Origin of the sequence: Streptomyces sp. NPDC048275 (assembly GCF_040652275.1) — a bacterium.
GTDB lineage: Bacteria > Actinomycetota > Actinomycetes > Streptomycetales > Streptomycetaceae > Streptomyces.
This window is the reverse complement of record NZ_JBEZLR010000005.1, coordinates 139439-157163: the sequence shown is the minus strand read 5'-3', so window position 1 is coordinate 157163 and position 17725 is coordinate 139439. Positions and strand designations below refer to the sequence as shown.

Below are 17725 nucleotides of genomic sequence, written 5' to 3'. Positions count from 1 at the left end.
GAAACCACCCTTTCACTAATTGAGTAGTGAAAGGGTGGTCCAGCCGGGTGATCGCTGTCAAGCGCGAGGTTTTTTCGGTGGGCGTGAACCGATCGGCGGGGCTCGTCCGATGAGGGGGCGTGAGGGAAACGAGAAGCGACGGGGAGCTGCTGCGGGCCATCGCGGCGGACGGGGACCGTCGCGCCTTCGAGGAGTTGTACCGGCGGTATGCGCCGTGGCTGACCGCGAGGCTGCGCGGCCGCTGCGCCGACGCCGGGGTCGTCGACGACGTCGTGCAGGAGACCTTCCTCGCCGTGTGGCGCGGCACCGCGCGCTACCGCGAGGAGGGGGACGCGGCCGGCTGGCTGTGGCGCATCGGCTCGCGGCGGCTGGTCGACGCGTTGCGCGGCGACGGCGCGCGCGGCCGGATGCGCCAGGCGCTGGCCCGCCTCCGCCACCGGGACGAGGCCTCCGCCGAGGAGCGCGTCCTGGCCGGGGTCGAACACGGCGACCTCGCGGGCGCGTTGACACGGCTCTCGCCGGAGCTGCGCGCGGTTCTCCAGGCCACGGTCATCGACGGACTGACGACCCGGGAAGCGGCCGTCCTGCTCGGCATTCCGCCCGGCACGGTCAAGACGCGGGCCCTGCGGGCGCGCAAGCAGTTGCGGGAGGAGCTGGCATGAGCGACAGCGGTACGAACGGGCATGTGCCGGGCAACGGCGGACCCGGGGCGGGAGACGACGGGCGGTGGCATGTGGACACCGACGACCTCCGGGCCTACACCCAGGGAGAGTTGGACCCGCCCCGACTCTGGTCCGCGGACACGCATCTCGCCTCCTGCGCGCGGTGCCGGGAGGTGCTCGCCTCGGTGAGTGACCCGGTCGCGCTGGACGCGGGGTGGGAGCGGCTCGACGCCGAGCTGGACGCGCCGCGGCCACGGCTGGCCGAGGCGCTGCTGGTGCGGATCGGCATCGCCGACCACACGGCACGGCTGCTGGCCGCCACGCCCGTGCTGCGCCGCTCCTGGCTGTGCGCGGTCGCCGCGGTGCTTGTGATGACCGTGGCGGTGGCCTACTCGGCGGACGCCGAGACCACGCCCAAGCTGTTCCTCGCGCTCGCGCCGCTGCTTCCGCTCGCCGGGGTCGCCCTGTCGTACGGGCCCACGCTGGACCCGACGTACGAGATGGCCGTCGTCTCGCCGACGCACGGGTTCCGGCTGCTGCTGATCCGTACCGTCGCCGTGCTCACCGTGGGCCTCGGCCTGAACGGGCTCGCCACCCTCGCGCTGCCCTCCTACGGGCTGCGCGCACTGGCCTGGCTGCTGCCCGCGCTCGCCCTCACCGGGACCGGGCTCGCGCTGACACCTCGCCTCGGCCCCGTCCTCGCGCCCTCGCTGGTCGGCGGGGCGTGGGTCGGGCTGCTGCTGGCGGCGCAGGCGACGGCCGCCGGCCATGCCACGCTCGCGCCGTTCACGGCGGCGGGCCAGGGCATCGCCGGGGCGGTCACCGCGTGCGCCGCCGGGCTGCTCTATCTCGTACGGGACCGGTTCGACTCGGCGCCCGCGAATGTCCCCTTCTCCGGCGGGGGCGCGGTGTGACCGCCCCCTTCCCTCAGCACTTCTCCGCCCGCCTCTCCGACAGGAGCGCCGTACGTATGCCGATGCCGCCCACCGTCTCCGCCTCCGGCCTGACCCTCCGCTACGGCGGGACCTTCGCCCTCGACGACGTCTCCCTGAGCCTCGGTGCGGGCGTCACCGGGCTGCTCGGGCCCAACGGGGCCGGAAAGACCACCCTGTTGAGGGTGCTGGCCACCGCGGTGCCCGCCGACCGCGGGGCCTTCACGGTGCTCGGGCACGACCCGAGTACCGCGGCCGGGCGCCTGGAACTGCGACGTGAACTGGGTTATCTGCCGCAGACCCCGGGATTCCACGACGACTTCTCGGCCTTCGAGTTCGTCGACTACGTGGCGATCCTGAAGGAACTGACCGACCGCACCGCCCGGCACCGGGAGGTGCGCCGCGTGCTCGACGCCGTCGGCCTGTCCGACGTACGGAGCAAGCGCATCAAGAAGCTGTCCGGCGGAATGCGCCAGCGGGTCGCGCTGGCCGCAGCCCTCGTCGACGACCCCGGCTTCCTCGTCCTCGACGAGCCGACCGTCGGACTCGACCCCGAACAGCGCATGCGCTTCCGGGAGCTGATCGCCCAGGCCGGAGAAGGGCGGACGGTTCTCCTGTCCACCCACCAGACCGAGGACGTCGCGATGCTCTGCCACCGCGTGATCGTCATGGTCCGCGGGCGCGTCCGCTTCGAGGGCACCCCGGCCGAACTGACCGCGCGTGCGGCGGGCCGGGTGTGGAGCAGCACGGAACGCGACCCGGCCGCGCGTGCCGGATGGCGTACGGGCACCGGCTCCTTCCGCAACGTCGGCGACCCGCCCAAGGGCGCCGATCTTCTCGAACCGACCCTGGAAGACGGCTACTTGCTCACCCTCGACGGCGAGACGGGCGAGACCGGCGAGACCGACGACAACACGGTGGTGGCCGCATGAGCAGCACGACAGACCTGGTCAAGGAGGCGGCTCCCACGGGGGTGGGGCCGACTCCGCGGACCGAGCGGCGGCGCAGGACGGCGGCCGTGATCGCCCTCGCGCGCTTCGAGGCACACCAACTCCTCCTCCACATACCGGTGTTCGCCTTCCTCCTGCTGTACCTCGGTTTCACCGGCTGGACCATGTTCTCCGGCGGCGAGGGCATGGACGACTTCCCGGTCCTCCAGGACATCGACCGCTCCACCCAGGACGGCCCGCTGCTCCTCGCCGTCGCGCTGCTCATCTGCGTCAACCGGACCGTCCTGCGCTCCCACCGGCGCGGCACCGACCGGCACTTCGACGTCCTGGTCATGGAGCCGTGGCGGCGTACGGTGGCGCACGCCCTGTCGGTCGTGCCGTTCGCGGCGCTCACCGCACTGGTCGTCGTCTTCCAGATCGGCCGGGCGGCGTCGAGGCCGGGCGTCATCGGCCACGCCTCGCCCGCCGAACTGGCCGTGGGGCCGCTGTCCGTACTCCTGTCCGGCGTCCTCGGCGTGCTGCTCGCACGGCTGGTCCGCTCCGCGTTCGCCGCCCCGCTCTTCGTCGTCGGCGCCTATGTGGGCGCCATCCTCGTGTCCGCGAGCACGCAGGACGCGCACTGGGCGCGATGGCTGGGGCCGGTGATCAACGAGACGGGCTCCGTGCCGCTCCCCTCCGACCTGATGGGCCGCCCGGCCGCCTGGCACGCGCTGTATCTGGCGGGGCTCGTCGTACTGCTCCTGGGTGTCGCCCTCCTGATCAGCGGTGGACGTACGCGCGGAATCAAGGCGATGACGGCCCTCGCGCTCGCCGCCACGGTCGCGGGTGTCGCCGGGCAGTCCCCGGGCGACTCGGCCTCCCTCATCGCGGCCCGCACGAAGGCGACCGTCACCCCGGAGAAGGTCCAGACGTGCGTCCCGCACGGCAGGTCGACGTACTGCGCCTATCCCGAGTGGGCTGCCCGCACCCCCGACTGGGCCGATGTCGTCGACCGCGTCCAGGCCCTCGCGGGCGGCGCCGCCGGGGGCGAGCGGCTGACCGTACGGCAGCGGGTCGACGCCACCTCCGGCCTGACCAGCGACTACGCGCTCGACGCGTCGACCGCACCGGGCACGGTGACCGTCGGCACGCGGTGGGGCGGCAACCGGGTTCCCGAGTTCGCCGTCGGTGTCGCCTCGGTGCTGGTGTGGGGCGACGAGGCGGCCGGCAGCGACTGGTGCGACTCCCGCTCGGTCGTCATCATGTGGCTGGCACTGGGCGGCGAGTCCGACCCGATGACCGCGTTCCGCAAGGTCCGGATCGACGACAGGGTCAAGGGCTCAGGGGTCACCCTCGCGCCCACGAACGGGGTCTACCTCACCGCCGAACAGAGCCGGATCGTCAGGACGGTGCTGAAGAAGCCCCGCTACAGCGTCGTCCCCAAGGTGAAGTCCCACTGGGCCGAACTCACCTCCGCGAAGACGTCCACCTCCCGGGTGGCCGAGCTGCTGGGAGTGCCGGCCGGGCCCCAGGGAACGCCCGACGCGGCGGAGGACGACTCGTGCGAGGAGTAGGCGCGCCCGCGGACGCCGTGATCCGCGCCCTGCCGCGTCCCGTATGGCGCACCCTGCCCCGGCGGGCCCTCGCGGCCGGTGCCGCGCTGGGGCTGCTGCTGACCGCGGCCCCGCGGCTGTCGTCCGCCACCCCCGACACCGGGCTCGGCCTCGGCCTCCTGCGGGCCGCCGCGCTCGCCTTCGGCCTGGGCCTGGCGTTCCTGCTGGACGACCCGGCCCGGCACACCACCGCGGTGGTACCGACCCGGCGTCCGGTGCGCACCGGCCTCCGCGTGGCGCTCGCCGTCCCGCTCGCCGCGCTCTGGTGGACGGCCGCGCTGCTCCTCGTACCGCAGGAGGCCCGGCCGCCGGTGGGCGCCGTCACCCTGGAGGCCGCCGCCATCGCCGTACTCGCCCTGGCCGGCGCGGCCCTGGCGGTGCGGTGCACGGACGCGGCCGAGCCCGGCATCGCGGTGTCGGCCGGGCTGCTGGGTGGCGCACTGGCCGCGGCCCTGCTGCTTCCCGACCGGTGGGCGCTCGTCGTGCCGGTGGGTGACCCGCTCTGGGACGGCGCCCACGAGCGGTGGGCGGGGATCCTGGCCGTGGCGGCGGTGGCGGGGGCGGCAGCCTGGGCGGAGCCCGTACGGCGGATACGGCTGACTGCCGTCGTCCACCGCTGACTGCCGTCGCCCATTGCTGACCGCCGTTCGCCCCATGCTGACTGCCGTCGTCCACCGCTGACCGCCGTTCGCCCAATGCTGACTGCCGTCGTCCACCGCTGACCGCCGTCGTTCACCGCTGACTTGGCGGAGCGGCTGTTACGACTCGCTCCGGTACATCAGGTCCGTCTCGTGCGTGACGAAGCCGAGCCGTTCGTACACCGCCAGGGCGGCCTGGTTGTCGGCGTCGACGTACAGCATCACGGTGGGCAGGCCCTGGGCGGCGAGGTGACGGAGGCCGATCGTGGTGAGCGCCTTGCCCAGGCCCCCGCCCTGGGCACCGGTGCGGACCCCCACCACATACACCTCGCCGAGCTGCTCCTCCGCGTGCACCTTGGTCCAGTGGAAGCCGATGAGTTCACCTCCGCGGAAGGCGAGGAAGAAGCCGGACGGGTCGAACCACGGTTCGGCCATACGGTCGTCCAGGTCGCGCTGGGTGAGGGAGCCCTGCTCGGGGTGGTGGGCGAACGCGTCGGCGTTCGCGGCGAGCCAGGCCGCGTCGTCCTGGCCCGGCACGAAGGGGCGGACACTCACGCCGTCCGGGAGCTTCGGCTGAGGCAGGTCGAGGTCGCCCAACGGTCGCCGCATCTGGCGCAGTTCGCGGAACAGGGTGAGTCCCAGGACCTGGGAGAGATGCCGGGCCGCGGAGTGCCCGCCGTGCGCCCACACGCGCAGCCGCTTGCCGGACTCGGCGAGCAGCGCCGAGCCCAGGGCCCGTCCGTGCCCGTGCCCGCGGTACGCCGGGTGCACGACCAGCTCGGCGGCCGGGGCCTCCACGGGGTCGGTGTCCTCCAGCTGCGCATACCCGATCAGCTCGGCGCCGACGGTCAGCAGCAGATGGCGTACGCCCGCGCGAGCCCCGCCCTTCAGCTGCAACCGCCCCTGCTCGGACACTGCCTGCTGCCCGTCGGACCGGGCGGCCTCCGCGAGCAGCTGGAGCACGTCCTCCGCCTGGGCGGGGGAGAGCGCGGTATAGGTCTCGATGGACCGGGACAGGGCAGGCAGTGCGGAGTCGTCGCTGGTCATGGTTACGAGGGTACGGCGCGGTGATTTCTGGACAAGGAGTTGGGCGGGGTGGGCGCGGGGCGTGGCGGGGACACGGATCGACGCCGGAGAGATGATGGCAACCTGTCTGTAACCCTCAACCCCCTGTTGCGCTACGCGCGTTGATTCTAAGGTGCGCGTAAAACCACAACAGCATCACCGCTCCCACAGGGGGGAACCCATGCCGTCGACGCCCCGGCAGAGACGTACCCATCGCATCCTCGCCGCCGCCGCGGGCCTGGCCACCGTCGGTGCGCTGGCCGCAGCGATGCCCGCGAGCGCTGGGCAGGACAAGGCGACCGCCCGCCACCACCAGGGCAGCGGCCGCTACCAGGACGTGCAGCTGCTGTCCTTCAACGACCTGCACGGCAACCTGGAGCCGCCGAGCGGTTCGTCCGGCCGTGTCACGGAGGTCCAGGCGGACGGCACCACCAAGACCATTGACGCGGGTGGCGTCGAGTACCTCGCCACGCACCTGCGGCAGGCCCGCACGGGCAACAAGTACTCGATCACGGCCGCCGCCGGTGACATGGTCGGTGCCTCCCCGCTGATCTCCGGGCTCTTCCACGACGAACCGACGATCGACGCGCTGAACGGCCTCGACCTCGATGTCACCTCGGTCGGCAACCACGAGTTCGACGAGGGCGCCAAGGAACTGTCCCGGCTGCAGAACGGCGGCTGCCACCCGACGGACGGCTGTTACGACGACAGCGAGAAGTTCTCGGGTGCCGACTTCCCCTACCTCGCGGCGAACGTCACCAACGAGAAGACCGGCAAGCCGATCCTCAAGCCCTACTGGGTGTGGAAGAAGAACGGCGTCAAGGTCGGCTTCATCGGCGTGACCCTGGAGGGCACCCCGAACATCGTCTCCGCGGACGGGGTCAAGGGCCTGAAGTTCGGCGACGAGGTCGCGACGATCAACAAGTACGCCAAGGAGCTCCAGAAGCAGGGCGTGAAGTCCATCGTCGCGCTCATCCACGAGGGCGGCGCGCCCGCCTCGACGGCGTACAACTACGACTGCGACAGCCCCGGTGCCGGTGACGGCATCTCCGGCCCGATCGTCGACATCGCCAAGAACGTCACGCCGGCCGTGGACGCGCTGGTCACCGGCCACACCCACCAGGCGTACGCGTGCACCATCGCCGACCCGGCGGGCAAGCCCCGGATGGTCACCTCGGCCGCTTCCTTCGGCCGCCTCTACACGGACACGACGCTGACGTACGACCGCTGGACCGGCGACATCGCCCGTACGGCGGTGAAGTCCGCGAACCACGTGGTCACCCGTGATGTGGCGGCGGCCACCGACATGACCGGCCTGATCAGCAAGTGGAAGGCCCTCGCCGCCCCGATCGCCTCGCGCCCCATCGGTTACATCGCGGGCGAGATCGGCAACACCGGCACGGAGTCCCCGCTGGGCGACATGATCGCCGACGCGCAGCTCGCGTACGCCAAGTCCGTCGACGCGGAGGCCGACCTCGCGGTGATGAACCCGGGCGGCATCCGCTCCGGGCTCACCTACGCCGCGAGCGGCGCTGAGGGCGACGGGGTGGTGACGTACGGGGAGGCGTACACGGTGCAGCCGTTCGCCAACACCGTCAACCTGGTGAACCTCACCGGGGCCCAGGTGATCACGGCACTTCAGCAGCAGGTCAGCGGGCTGAACGAGGCCTCGCCGAAGATCCTGCAGATCTCCAAGGGCCTGACCTACACGCTCGACCTCACCAAGACGGGCGCCGCCCGGGTGGTGGCCGACTCGGTCAAGCTCAACGGCACGGCGATCGATCCCGCCGCGTCCTACCGCGTCGCGATGAACTCCTTCCTCGCGGGCGGCGGCGACGGCTTCGCCGCGCTCGGCCAGGGCACGAACGTCCTGGTCGGCGGCGACGACCTGGCGGCCTTCGAGGCCTACCTGACGGCGAACTCGTCGGCCACGGCGCCGTACCCGGTGCCGACGGCGGACCGGATCACGATCGTGCGGTAATACGGCGGCGAGTTGCAACGAGTGGGGCCGGTGCGCACATGCGTACCGGCCCCCTTTTTTCTTGATTGGTCTACCTCGCCCTCGCCCGGCTGATGAAGGTCGGCGAGCTGCGGCTTCCCGGGCGGGGTTGACCGGCCTCGCCCGGCGGGCTCAGTCCCGGTGGGCTGAGCCGGCGCGGAACGGTCAGAGGGCCACCAGGTCGACGACGTTGATCACGACGTGACGGTTCGATACGACGTAGGTGATGAAGCCGCCCTTGAAGGCAGCCGACCAACTGTTGTCCCGGTTGCTGATCGCGGGCGCGCCGAACGGATTGAGGCTGAGGCGCTTCTCGAGTTCCTCCAGCGATACACGCTGAGGCGTAGTCAAGGCGGCCTTGCATCGAGCCGCACGGTCGGCGTACCTGATCGCGTAGGCGCTCACCGGTGCCTGCTCGCGTCGATGGGCCGGTTGTCGGCGTCGTAGGCGTTCCCGTCCGCGTCGCGGAAGACCATGCCTTCGGTGTCGCCCTCGGTCACGCGCTTGACAGTCTGCTCCACTTCGTCGAGGTAGCCGGGCGTCGCGCAGGCACAGGCGAAGGGGAACCACTTGTCGATCACGTCGTCGAGCGCCGAGTGGTCGAAGTCCGCCGCCGCGCTCAGCCAGTCCTGCTCGTAGGCCTGCAACCAGTCGGGACGCCGTTGCAGGGCCGCGCGGATCGCCTCGGGGGTTCTCTCGCAGGAGTTCGGATCCACCTCGTGGGCCATGATCGGTTTCTCTTCTCCGGCGGGTGCGACGTGTGGTGACCGGAGTTCCACGGTAGACCGTGCCGGGTGCCGGGTGCCGGGTGCCGGGTGCCGGAGGATGCGGCTGATGGCGGGGTGAGCGGGGCGGGGCGCGTTGTCGCCCCGCCCTGCCACCCGCGAGGCGTCACTGCTCACTCCCGGCCAGGCGTCCGCCCCGGCTTACGGCGACGCGGAGTACGTCCTCCAGGGACTCGGCCGTCCTGGTGAGCGCGAAGCGGACGGCTCGCTCACCGGCCTTGGGGTCGGCGAGTACGGATCTGGCTCCCGCGAGCACCTGCTCCCCGGACTCCAGCTGGGCCGCTTCGATGTCGTCGGCGAGGAGGGAGAGTTTGCTCTTCTCGCCACCGTCGGTGCTGAGGTAGCAGGGCTTCCCTTCGGGGGTGGTCCAGGGGAGCAGTCGGAGCGTCGCCGTCGTCGATGTTTCCTCGGGAGCGCTCACGCCGCCACCTCCACTCCGTGGATGTGGCGGGGGCCTACGTCGATGCCGTGCACGGCGAGCCACAGCGCGCGCCGTCGCTGCCGTCGCAGCCGCCGCTCGTGGCGCTCTTGTGGGGTGAGGAGGTACGGGCGTACGAGATGCGTGTCCGGCTCGAAAGGCCATACGTCGAGGGGGTGGCCGGAGGGTGACGGTGAGGCGAGTGTCAACGGGCTTTCCTGTCCCGGGGGTTGGACCGGGGCGGCTCGGTGTCGGCCTCGGGCGGGGAGCAGCGCGCGTACCAGTGCCAGCAATAGCAACTCCAAGAATCCCACGGTGCATTCGGCCATGGCGGCGCTCCCTTTTCTCGGTGCTCTGACGAGCGGTGATTACCGTTCGTGGCTCGATCGTCACTGCCTCGGCGTACGCTCCGGAAGAGGGCTGGCGTTGTCTGGGCGTCAGACAACGGGGAGGGGTGACATGGCCGAACACTCGGTCGGTGAAGGGGAGTCGGGGCGTGCGGCCCTCGGGCGGACGCTGCGGTTCCTGCGGGAGAAGGCGGGTAAGTCGCTGGGGCAGCTGGCCGACGAAACGTCTTACGACAAGAGCTACCTGTATCGCCTGGAGACGGGGGAACGGCTCTCCAAACGGGCGGTCATGGAGGACCTGGACAGGTATCACGGCTCCGGTGACCTGCTGGTTCGCCTCTGGAGGGATGCGCGCAAGGAGGTCATCAAGGACAAGTACAAGGCGTTCATGGAGCTTGAGGCGACCGCGCGGGACATGTGGATGTTCCAGCTGCGGGTGCCGGGACTGTTGCAGACCGAGGACTATGCCCGTGCGGTGTTGTCAGGGTTGTCTGGAGCTCAGACAACGGCTGGCAACGGCGAGGAAGTCGAGGAGCAGGTGGCCTTGCGCATGGGACGGCAGGAGCTGCTGTACCGCGAACCGGCGCCGAGTGTTCGCGTGATCCTGGACGAGGGGGCGCTGCGGCGCCCGGTTCCCGGCGCGAAGGTGTGGACGGACCAGCTGTCGCATCTGGTGGACGCGGCGGAACTTCCGAATGTTGCGCTCCAGGTGCTGCCCTACACGGCCGGTGTGCACGACCTCATGGACAGCCACCTCTGGCTGTTCTGGCAGCGAGTCGGCGACCCTGTTGCCTACGTGGAAGGCAACGGCTTCGGCGAGTTGATCGACGATCCGGACAAGGTTCTGTCCTTCCGGTTGTCCTACGATCTCGTCAGGGACGCGGCTCTGACTCCGGTGGAGTCGACAGCGTTCATCAAACGCCTTCTGGAGGAGTGCAGATCATGAACCGAATCCCCGACCTGACCACCGCTGTGTGGCGCAAGTCGTCCTACAGCGACGGGGGCGGCACGAACTGCGTCGAGGTCGCCGACGGCTACCCCGGCCTCGTCCCTGTCCGGGACAGCAAGGTCCCGGATGCCCGCCCCATGGTCTTCTCCGCTGCGTCCTGGTCCGCCTTCGTGAGCGACGTGCAGAAGACGGTGTGACCCCCGACCTCAGCACCGCTGCCTGGCGCAAGTCGAGCTACAGCGACGGGGGAGCCAACAACTGCATCGAGGTCGCCGACGGCTACGCCGACCTCGTCCCGGTCCGCGACAGCAAGATCCCGGACGCCCGCCCCCTGGTCTTCTCGGCGGTGTCCTGGTCCGCGTTCATGGAGGGCGTCAAGGGTGAGGCGGGTGTGAACACGGTCGGGTGAAGCGTGCGGGAAACCGGGACGGGAAGGGGCGCGGTCCGGCCACGGTGGCGTCATGGCAGAGAACATGACCATCGATCCCTTGGCGGACGCACTGGCGAACCTGTACACGCCGACCGCCGAGAAGATCCGCGCCCAGGGCCTGCTGTCTCGGCCGGCGCCGGTGCGCGGACAATCCGTGCGGGGCCGGTGAGCGCGGCTATGGTCGTAGACACGGCGCGTCGAAGGAGGACATCGATCATGGCTGCCCACGCTGCGGAACCCGATGCGGTCGTCCCTCCCATGCCCGAGCGGACCCCGAAAGCGCTGCGCGAGGCCATCGCCGAGCACACTCCCGAACTTCTCCCGGATTTCGACGCGCACTGGAAGTGGGCGATCGCCGACACCTACGACCTCGGTCCGGTGCCGGCGTTCATGGCCCGCTGGTGGGGTCAGTACGCCGTCGCCCGCGACCCCGAACTGAACGCGCACGTACTTGATCTCGAACACCGAGCCGCGTACGAGTGCACCGACATCGCCGAAGCCAAAGCCCTCCTTGAAGAGGCGGCGAAGATTCACTACCGGGCCCGAGAACTGGAGCCCGGCGAGTGACTGATGGGTTCATGGGGCCGCCTTGGCAAGCGGACTGGCGGATCGATGCTCTCGTCACCTTCGAGGCACTGCCCGACCACGCTCGTGAGATGGTCCTCGCCGCGCGCGCCGAACTGGTCACGGCGAAAGACCCGTACTTTCGAGGCATCGATACTGATGCCGGGCTTCCCGACGGCATGAGGGTCATGCCGGACCAGTCCACTGTTCCGAAGGGCCGCCACCTCTGCTTCTTCGACAACGGCAAGGGCTGGTTGAAGTACACCTTCGTACGTCGAACCGAAGATCCCCAGATCGTGGTGGAAGAGATCTTCTGGCAGTGAGCGGTGCGTTTCCCTCACTCCGCACAGGCCGATCCGGTGCTGGTGTTCGGCACGTCGGCGTGGGCGCCGTTTCTGGTAGAGGTCAGGGTCGGGTCGTCGGAGCGACGTCGGTGCTGTGGGCGTTTGTTGGTGGGGCGGCCCCGACGGTCACGTGAAAACGCCGACGCGCGAGCGGACCAGACCCGTTTCCTCTGGTTCAGGACTTGGACAGGCGTGGAAGTTCAGACGCTCTTTCCGCGGGTGCCCCAGGACCAGGCCCGAGGCAGGTAGGGCTCTCGCGCTCACGGGGCCTCGGCGGGATGCCCAGGGCAGGGGCGCCGTTCGAGGCGGAGGCGCGCGGGGGACCTCTTCCGGGTGAGGTCGCCTCCCAGTGCACGCTAGTGGAGCTATGGTGATTCTATGGCTGAGCACACCACCATTCAGGTGACCAAGGAAGTCCGCGACCACCTCGCCCAGGTGGCCAAGGATCGCGGCATGACGCTGGGGCAGCTCGTCGAGCAGCTCGCGGCCGAGCAGCCGACCGCTGAGCAGATCGCCGAGCGCGTGGCGGCCACGCGCAAAGCCCTGCGTGAGCGGATGGGGTGCACGTTGTCGGACGAGGAATTCGACAGCGGGCCGGACGTCCTGGCCAACGTGTACGCCATGGCGGCGGAGAAGGCCCATGCCCGTCGAGGGCACGCTGCGTGATCATCCTGGACACCAGCGCGGCCACCGCGCTTACGCAGGGCCATGTATCCCTGCACCGTCTTGTGGACAACGTCGCGCATACGCCGGGCGACTGGCTCCATATCCCGGCGCTTTGCCTCATGCGGGCGGAGGAAGCCGACGAGGGAGCCGCGAGCAAGTTGCTTGCGCTCCCGGGAATCCTCGTTGACCCCCTCGGGCAGACGGCGGCCACCGCGGTCGGCGGGATGGTGCGTGACGGGTGGGGCGGTGCGGATACCTGCCACACGATCTACGTCGCCACTCCGCACCGGGAGACCGGCGGCATGTCCATCATCCTGACGGAGCGCGAGGACGACTATCCGCCAGGCTTCCTTGCTGTGGACATCGGCTCGCCAGGAATGCTCGGTTTCTACTGAGCCTCGGCATCATCCGGACCCTGGCCCGGCGGCGGTGTCGGCGCCCCCGGCAGGCGTACCGTCGCCACCGTGCCGCCGCCCTCCGCCGGTTGCAGTGATACCTCGCCGCCCGACTGCTGCACCGTACGGGCCACGATGGACAGGCCCAGGCCCGAGCCCGGGAGGGCCCTCGCGCTGGGGGAGCGCCAGAAGCGGTCGAAGACGTGGGGGAGTTCCTCGGTGGGGATGCCGGGGCCGTGGTCGCGGACGGTCAGTTCGCCGGCCTTGAGGATGACGTTCACCGCCTCGCCCGGCGGGCTGAACTTCACCGCGTTGTCCAGGATGTTGACGATCGCCCGCTCCAGCGCCGAGGGCTCCGCCCGGACGAACCAGGGCTGGAGGTCCGCCGTGATCGTCAGCTCCGGGCCGCGCAGGCGGGCGCGGTGCAGGGCGGCCTCCACCGTGTCCTGGAGGTCCACCACCTGGATACGGTCCGCCGGCTGGCCCGCGTCCGAGCGCGACAGGGTCTGCAAGTCGCCGATCAAGGCCGCCAGTTCCGTCATCTGTGCCTTGACGGAGGCGAGGAGGGCTTTCCTGTCCGCCGGGGGGATCGGGCGGCCCGTTTCCTCGCTGCGGGTGAGGAGTTCGATGTTCGTACGGAGGGAGGTCAGGGGCGTACGGAGTTCGTGGCCCGCGTCCGCGATGAGCTGCTGTTGCAGCTCGCGGGAGTTGGCCAGCGCGGATGTCATCGAGTTGAAGGAGCGGGAGAGGCGGGCGATCTCGTCCTCGCTGTCTTCCTCCACCGGGATGCGGATCGTCAGGTCCTCGGTACGGGCGACGTGTTCCACGGCCTCGGTGAGCTTGTCGACGGGGCGAAGGCCCGCGCGGGCCACGGCGAGGCCTGCGGCTCCGGCGCCGACGACTCCGATGCCGCCGACGAGGAGGAGGAGCAGGGCCAGGTCGTTGAGGGTGGACTGGGTGCCCTCGAGGGGGTAGGCGACGATCAGCGCGGCGCCCTGAAGCAGGGACTGCCCGCCGCCACTATTGGGAACGTCGTTGAGGATGAGCGGCAGGGTCACCACTCGTACGGCGTTGCCCTTGCTGTCGGTCCCGTTCCGGAACTTGCTGACGCCGAGCTCCGGATTCTTGGCCAGTTCCTTGTCGCTGTCGGTTACCTTCACAAGGCCTGCCGAGGAGTCGAGGGCACAGGCGCTGCCGTCTGCCTTTACCACCTCGAAGTAGTACTCGGTGCGTCTGCGGAAGTCGGTGGGGCCCGTCGGCTCTTCGCCGCACGTGGTGAGGGCGTCGTTGACCACCACGTACGGGACGGGGCCCTTCTGCGAGCTCAGATCGCTGTTGATCTCGTCGTACAACTTCCCCCGCACGATGAACCAGCACGTCACCGATACCGCCGCCACCGCGAACGCCACCGCCGCCGAGACCAGCAGGGCCAGTCGGGAGCGGATCGGCAGGGAGCGGAAGTGACGCATCACCTTGATCACTCCGCGCCGCCCGACCGCAGCACATACCCCACGCCCCGCACCGTGTGCACCAGGCGCGGCTCGCCGCCCGCCTCGGTCTTGCGGCGCAGGTACATGACGTAGACGTCGAGGGAGTTGGAGGAGGGCTCGAAGTCGAAGCCCCAGACCGCCTTGAGGATCTGCTCGCGGGTGAGGACCTGGCGCGGGTGGGCCAGGAACATCTCCAGGAGGGTGAACTCGGTGCGGGTGAGTTCCACGGGGCGGCCCGCCCGGGTGACCTCGCGGGTCGCGAGGTCCATGCGGAGGTCGCCGAAGGTGAGCGCGTCGTCCTCGTCGATGCCGGTCGCCGTCGCCGCGTACGAGCTGCGGCGCAGCAACGCCCGGATGCGGGCGAAGAGTTCGTCGAGTTCGAAGGGCTTGACCAGGTAGTCGTCGGCGCCCGCGTCGAGGCCGGTGACGCGGTCGCCCACCGTGTCGCGGGCGGTCAGCATGAGGATGGGGGTGGTGGTGCCCGCGCCGCGCATCCGGCGGGCGGCGGTCAGGCCGTCCATCCTCGGCATCTGGATGTCCAGGACGACCAGGTCGGGCTGGTACGCGGTCGCCTTCTCCAGCGCGTCCGCGCCGTCGACCGCGACCTGGGTGTCGTACCCCTCGAAGGCGAGGCTGCGCTGGAGTGCTTCGCGCACCGCCGGCTCGTCGTCGACGATCAGGATGCGCTGGGTTTCACGGTCGCCTTCGGCGGGGCTCATGGGCTGGGGATCCTCGGTGCGGTGGGACGGGGACGGTGGTTCTGACGCGTTCAGCCTTCAGCCTCGCACGGTTCCGGGGCAGAGGCGGAAGACCGGCCGGGACCGGTTCGCCGACCGTGCGGCGCGTCGGGGTCAGCCCCGCAGCGTGCTGAGCCGGCCCAGCGGGACCTTGCGGCGGTGCGGGTGCCCGGCGGAGGTACGCAGGCCCATCATCTCCGGAGCCCGCACCGGAAGGACTACTTCCGGTGCCCGGCTCCCCGGTGCGTGCAGCTCGTACGCCACTTCGAGGGCCAGGCCGAGCCCGGCCGGGTCGTTGCCGGTCATGGTGTGGGAGATACGCGTGATCATGTGAACCTCCAGAGTCGGCCGACCGGAAAGTCAGCTGTCGGAACCGCCGGCCCGCAGGCCGGCGAGGTCGGACTTGACGGTGTTGATCGGGATGGCGAAGCCGAGGCCGACACTGCCCGCGCTCGAACTGGACGTGGAGTCCGCGGCCGAGTACATGGCGGAGTTGATGCCGATGATGTTGCCGTTCATGTCGATCAGTGCGCCGCCGGAGTTGCCGGGGTTGAGCGAGGCGTCCGTCTGAAGGGCCTTGTACGTCGTCGTGGACGTGCCCGTGTCGCCGTTGAACTCCTGGCCACCGAAGGAGAACGGCCACTGGCCGCTGCCGTCGCCCTGCTGTTGCTGCTGGCCCTGGCTCTCGTCGGTGGAGACGGTCACGTCACGGTCCAGCGCGGAGACGATGCCGCTGGTGACGGTGCCGGTCAGGCCTTCGGGGGAGCCGATCGCGACGACGTCGTCGCCGACCTGGACGCCGTCGGAGTTGCCGAGCGTGGCGACCGTCAGGCCGGAGGGAGCGCTCTCCAGCTTGATGAGCGCCAGGTCCTTCTTGCTGTCGGTGCCGACGACCGTCGCGGTGTACGACTTGCCGCTGCTCAGCTGCACCTTGATCTCGGAGGCGCCCGAGATGACGTGGTTGTTGGTGATGATCTCGCCGCTGGACGTGATGATCACGCCCGAGCCGGTCGACGAACCGGCGTTCGAGGTCGCGCTGATCTCGACGATGCTCGGGCTGACCGCCTGGGCGACACCGGCGACGGTGCCCTTCTTGGCGGTGGGCACCACGGTGGTGCTGGTGCTGCTCGACGTGGCGTCCTTGCTGGTCAGCTCCTGGATGCCGTACGCGGTGCCGCCTCCGATGGCGGCGGCGACTATCGCGACGGCGGCGAGGAGAGCCAGCGGGCCCTTCGCGCGCTTCTTCGGCGAGGCGGGGGTGGGGGTGGGGGTGGGGGTGGCGGCGATGGGCTCGGCGGTCAGGACCGCCGTGGAGGAGACGCCGTCCGGCTCGGGGTAACCCCCGTACGAGCCGTGGCCGGAACCTCCGTTACCGCCCTGACCGGAGCCCGGCCACACGGTGGTGCCCGGCTCGACGGTGACCGGCGCGGCCGGTATGTACGCCGGCGGGGGAGGCCACTCGGGGTTCACGGGGGTGGAAGAGACGGGCTGCTGCTGGGGGTACGGGGACTGGTGGTCGTCGCCCTGGGGGTACTCGCCGCTGCGGCGGAAGCTCTCGGTCATGTGAAACAGGTTCGCTCCCGATCATGAGAGCTCCCTGAGTCCCCGCTGAGAAGCCCGCCAGAACCTCGTTTGCCCCATATAAAGACGACGGGGCCCGTAAATCAGGGGTTCAGGGGGTGCCGCGTCTACTCACACCCACAAGACCGCCGCACCACCAACCGCGACGGAAACACCTTCAACCGCTCCCGCCGTGACCCCGCGACCCGCAGCCCGTCGTCCAGCACCAGATCGACGGCCGCGCGGGCCATCGCCGACCGGTCCGAAGCGATCGTCGTCATCGGCGGGTCCGTCAGCGCCGCTTCCTTGACGTCGTCGAAGCCGGCCACGGCCAGCTGCCCCGGCACGTCGATGCGCAGCTCGCGGGCGGCGCGCAGCACGCCGATCGCCTGGTCGTCGGTGGAGCAGAAGATGGCGGGCGGCCGGTTCGGGCCGCCGAGCAGCTGGAGGCCGACCTGATAGGCGTCGTAGCGGTTGTACGGCGCCTCGAAGAGGCGGCCCTCGGTCGAGATCCCGGCCTCCTGCATCGCGCGCCGCCAGCCCTCGACGTGGTCGGAGACCGGGTCGCCGATGGTGGGGGTGTCCGCGAGGCCGCCGAGACAGGCGACGTAGTCGTACCCGTGTTCGAGCAGATGGCGGGTGGCGAGCTGGGCGCCGCCGATGTCGTCGGTGACGACGGCCACGTCGTCGATCGCCTCGGGGCGCTCGTGCAGCAGCACGACGCGGGCGTCCCAGGCCTCGATCTCGGCGGCCGCGTGGTCGTTCAGGGCGTGGCTGACGAGGATCAGGCCGGAGACCCGCATGCCGAGGAAGGCCCGCAGATAGTGGACCTCGCGCTCGGCGATGTAGTCGGAGTTGCCGACGAGGACCATTTTCCCGCGCTCGGCCGCCGCCTGTTCGACAGCGTGCGCCATCTCCCCGAAGAAGGGCTGACGCGCGTCCGGCACGATCAGGCCTATGAGCTCGGTCCGCCGCGACGCCATAGCCTGGGCGACCCGGTCGGGCCGGTACCCCAGTTCCTTGATCGCGGCGAGAACGCGCTCGCGCGTGGCCGGGGCAACCGGCCTCGGTCCGTTGTTGATGACATAGCTGACGACGGCGGTGGACGTACCCGCCAGTCGCGCTACATCGTCCCTCGTCACCTTGGCCACGCGCGGAGTCTACGCGGATGGACCCGCCTCTGGGCAGGTCATACGGCGGCT

The 17725-nt window shown here is 70.4% G+C and carries 24 protein-coding genes; 14 read left to right on the top strand and 10 right to left on the bottom strand.

Translation table 11 applies throughout. The features are described from left to right. Nucleotides 1-119 precede the first annotated feature (119 nt). From AB0D57_RS05760 to AB0D57_RS05740, 5 genes are all read left to right on the top strand, one after another. A complete protein-coding gene (locus AB0D57_RS05760; protein WP_362067385.1) occupies nt 120-662 on the top strand; it encodes an RNA polymerase sigma factor in 543 nt (180 codons plus the stop codon). Next, a complete protein-coding gene (locus tag AB0D57_RS05755; protein WP_362067382.1) occupies nt 659-1576 on the top strand; it encodes a zf-HC2 domain-containing protein in 918 nt (305 codons plus the stop codon). Before AB0D57_RS05760 ends, AB0D57_RS05755 begins: the two co-directional genes overlap by 4 nt. A 62-nt stretch (nt 1577-1638) precedes the next feature. Then, entirely contained in the window at nt 1639-2526 is an 888-nt protein-coding gene (locus AB0D57_RS05750; protein WP_362067469.1) for an ABC transporter ATP-binding protein, read from the top strand. After that, the gene (locus AB0D57_RS05745; protein WP_362067379.1) at nt 2523-4097 is read left to right on the top strand and encodes an ABC transporter permease; all 1575 of its coding nucleotides are present in this window, start codon (nt 2523-2525) and stop codon (nt 4095-4097) included. Before AB0D57_RS05750 ends, AB0D57_RS05745 begins: the two co-directional genes overlap by 4 nt. Next, complete coding sequence (locus AB0D57_RS05740; protein WP_362067377.1) at nt 4085-4756, top strand: ABC transporter; 672 nt, start codon at nt 4085-4087, stop codon at nt 4754-4756. Before AB0D57_RS05745 ends, AB0D57_RS05740 begins: the two co-directional genes overlap by 13 nt. A 138-nt stretch (nt 4757-4894) precedes the next feature. On the opposite strand, the gene mshD is transcribed toward AB0D57_RS05740, so the two are convergent. Then, on the bottom strand, nt 4895-5821 hold the full coding sequence (mshD, locus tag AB0D57_RS05735) for a mycothiol synthase (protein ID WP_362067375.1): 927 nt from the start codon (nt 5819-5821) through the stop codon (nt 4895-4897). Nucleotides 5822-6020: 199 nt separating this feature from the next. Here mshD and AB0D57_RS05730 point away from each other — a divergent pair, with 199 nt between their 5' ends. Next, entirely contained in the window at nt 6021-7820 is a 1800-nt protein-coding gene (locus AB0D57_RS05730) for a bifunctional metallophosphatase/5'-nucleotidase (RefSeq protein WP_362067373.1), read from the top strand. A gap of 183 nt (nt 7821-8003) precedes the next feature. Here the strand turns inward: AB0D57_RS05730 and AB0D57_RS05725 are convergent, their stop codons facing one another. From AB0D57_RS05725 to AB0D57_RS05710, 4 genes are all read right to left on the bottom strand, one after another. Continuing rightward, nucleotides 8004-8243, bottom strand: a complete 240-nt coding sequence (locus AB0D57_RS05725; protein WP_362067371.1) for a hypothetical protein — start codon at nt 8241-8243, stop codon at nt 8004-8006. Next, entirely contained in the window at nt 8240-8566 is a 327-nt protein-coding gene (locus tag AB0D57_RS05720) for a DUF6247 family protein (RefSeq protein WP_362067369.1), read from the bottom strand. Before AB0D57_RS05720 ends, AB0D57_RS05725 begins: the two co-directional genes overlap by 4 nt. Nucleotides 8567-8729: 163 nt before the next feature. Continuing rightward, nucleotides 8730-9044: a hypothetical protein gene (locus tag AB0D57_RS05715; RefSeq protein ID WP_362067367.1), complete on the bottom strand. Its 315-nt coding sequence runs from the start codon at nt 9042-9044 to the stop codon at nt 8730-8732. Beyond that, on the bottom strand, nt 9041-9370 hold the full coding sequence (locus AB0D57_RS05710) for a hypothetical protein (RefSeq protein WP_362067365.1): 330 nt from the start codon (nt 9368-9370) through the stop codon (nt 9041-9043). The genes AB0D57_RS05715 and AB0D57_RS05710 overlap by 4 nt, the downstream gene beginning before the upstream one ends. A gap of 130 nt (nt 9371-9500) precedes the next feature. Between AB0D57_RS05710 and AB0D57_RS05705 the strand changes: the two genes are divergently transcribed. The 8 genes from AB0D57_RS05705 to AB0D57_RS05670 all read left to right on the top strand — a co-directional run bounded on the left by AB0D57_RS05705 (nt 9501) and on the right by AB0D57_RS05670 (nt 12736). Continuing rightward, complete coding sequence (locus AB0D57_RS05705; RefSeq protein WP_362067363.1) at nt 9501-10334, top strand: helix-turn-helix transcriptional regulator; 834 nt, start codon at nt 9501-9503, stop codon at nt 10332-10334. Further along, nucleotides 10331-10534: a DUF397 domain-containing protein gene (locus tag AB0D57_RS05700; RefSeq protein ID WP_362067361.1), complete on the top strand. Its 204-nt coding sequence runs from the start codon at nt 10331-10333 to the stop codon at nt 10532-10534. The genes AB0D57_RS05705 and AB0D57_RS05700 overlap by 4 nt, the downstream gene beginning before the upstream one ends. Continuing rightward, on the top strand, nt 10531-10746 hold the full coding sequence (locus AB0D57_RS05695) for a DUF397 domain-containing protein (protein ID WP_362067359.1): 216 nt from the start codon (nt 10531-10533) through the stop codon (nt 10744-10746). Before AB0D57_RS05700 ends, AB0D57_RS05695 begins: the two co-directional genes overlap by 4 nt. Nucleotides 10747-10798: 52 nt before the next feature. Beyond that, on the top strand, nt 10799-10936 hold the full coding sequence (locus tag AB0D57_RS05690; RefSeq protein WP_362067357.1) for a hypothetical protein: 138 nt from the start codon (nt 10799-10801) through the stop codon (nt 10934-10936). A 47-nt stretch (nt 10937-10983) separates the two neighbouring features. Beyond that, nucleotides 10984-11334, top strand: coding sequence for a DUF6247 family protein (locus AB0D57_RS05685; RefSeq protein ID WP_362067355.1), 351 nt, complete (start codon nt 10984-10986; stop codon nt 11332-11334). After that, nucleotides 11331-11654: a hypothetical protein gene (locus AB0D57_RS05680; protein ID WP_362067353.1), complete on the top strand. Its 324-nt coding sequence runs from the start codon at nt 11331-11333 to the stop codon at nt 11652-11654. Before AB0D57_RS05685 ends, AB0D57_RS05680 begins: the two co-directional genes overlap by 4 nt. 399 nt (nt 11655-12053) lie before the next feature. Beyond that, nucleotides 12054-12341: a hypothetical protein gene (locus tag AB0D57_RS05675; protein WP_362067351.1), complete on the top strand. Its 288-nt coding sequence runs from the start codon at nt 12054-12056 to the stop codon at nt 12339-12341. Then, nucleotides 12338-12736, top strand: a complete 399-nt coding sequence (locus AB0D57_RS05670; protein WP_362067349.1) for a hypothetical protein — start codon at nt 12338-12340, stop codon at nt 12734-12736. Before AB0D57_RS05675 ends, AB0D57_RS05670 begins: the two co-directional genes overlap by 4 nt. Here AB0D57_RS05670 and AB0D57_RS05665 read toward each other — a convergent pair. The 5 genes from AB0D57_RS05665 to AB0D57_RS05645 all read right to left on the bottom strand — a co-directional run bounded on the left by AB0D57_RS05665 (nt 12730) and on the right by AB0D57_RS05645 (nt 17674). After that, complete coding sequence (locus AB0D57_RS05665) at nt 12730-14217, bottom strand: HAMP domain-containing sensor histidine kinase (protein WP_362067347.1); 1488 nt, start codon at nt 14215-14217, stop codon at nt 12730-12732. The genes AB0D57_RS05670 and AB0D57_RS05665 overlap by 7 nt on opposite strands. Beyond that, entirely contained in the window at nt 14214-14945 is a 732-nt protein-coding gene (locus AB0D57_RS05660; protein WP_362067345.1) for a response regulator transcription factor, read from the bottom strand. Before AB0D57_RS05660 ends, AB0D57_RS05665 begins: the two co-directional genes overlap by 4 nt. Nucleotides 14946-15077: 132 nt before the next feature. Beyond that, the gene (locus tag AB0D57_RS05655; RefSeq protein ID WP_362067343.1) at nt 15078-15293 is read right to left on the bottom strand and encodes a hypothetical protein; all 216 of its coding nucleotides are present in this window, start codon (nt 15291-15293) and stop codon (nt 15078-15080) included. 30 nt (nt 15294-15323) lie between these two features. Then, nucleotides 15324-16526, bottom strand: coding sequence for a trypsin-like peptidase domain-containing protein (locus AB0D57_RS05650; RefSeq protein ID WP_362067341.1), 1203 nt, complete (start codon nt 16524-16526; stop codon nt 15324-15326). Nucleotides 16527-16651: 125 nt separating this feature from the next. Next, complete coding sequence (locus tag AB0D57_RS05645; protein ID WP_362067339.1) at nt 16652-17674, bottom strand: LacI family DNA-binding transcriptional regulator; 1023 nt, start codon at nt 17672-17674, stop codon at nt 16652-16654. Nucleotides 17675-17725: the final 51 nt, after the last annotated feature.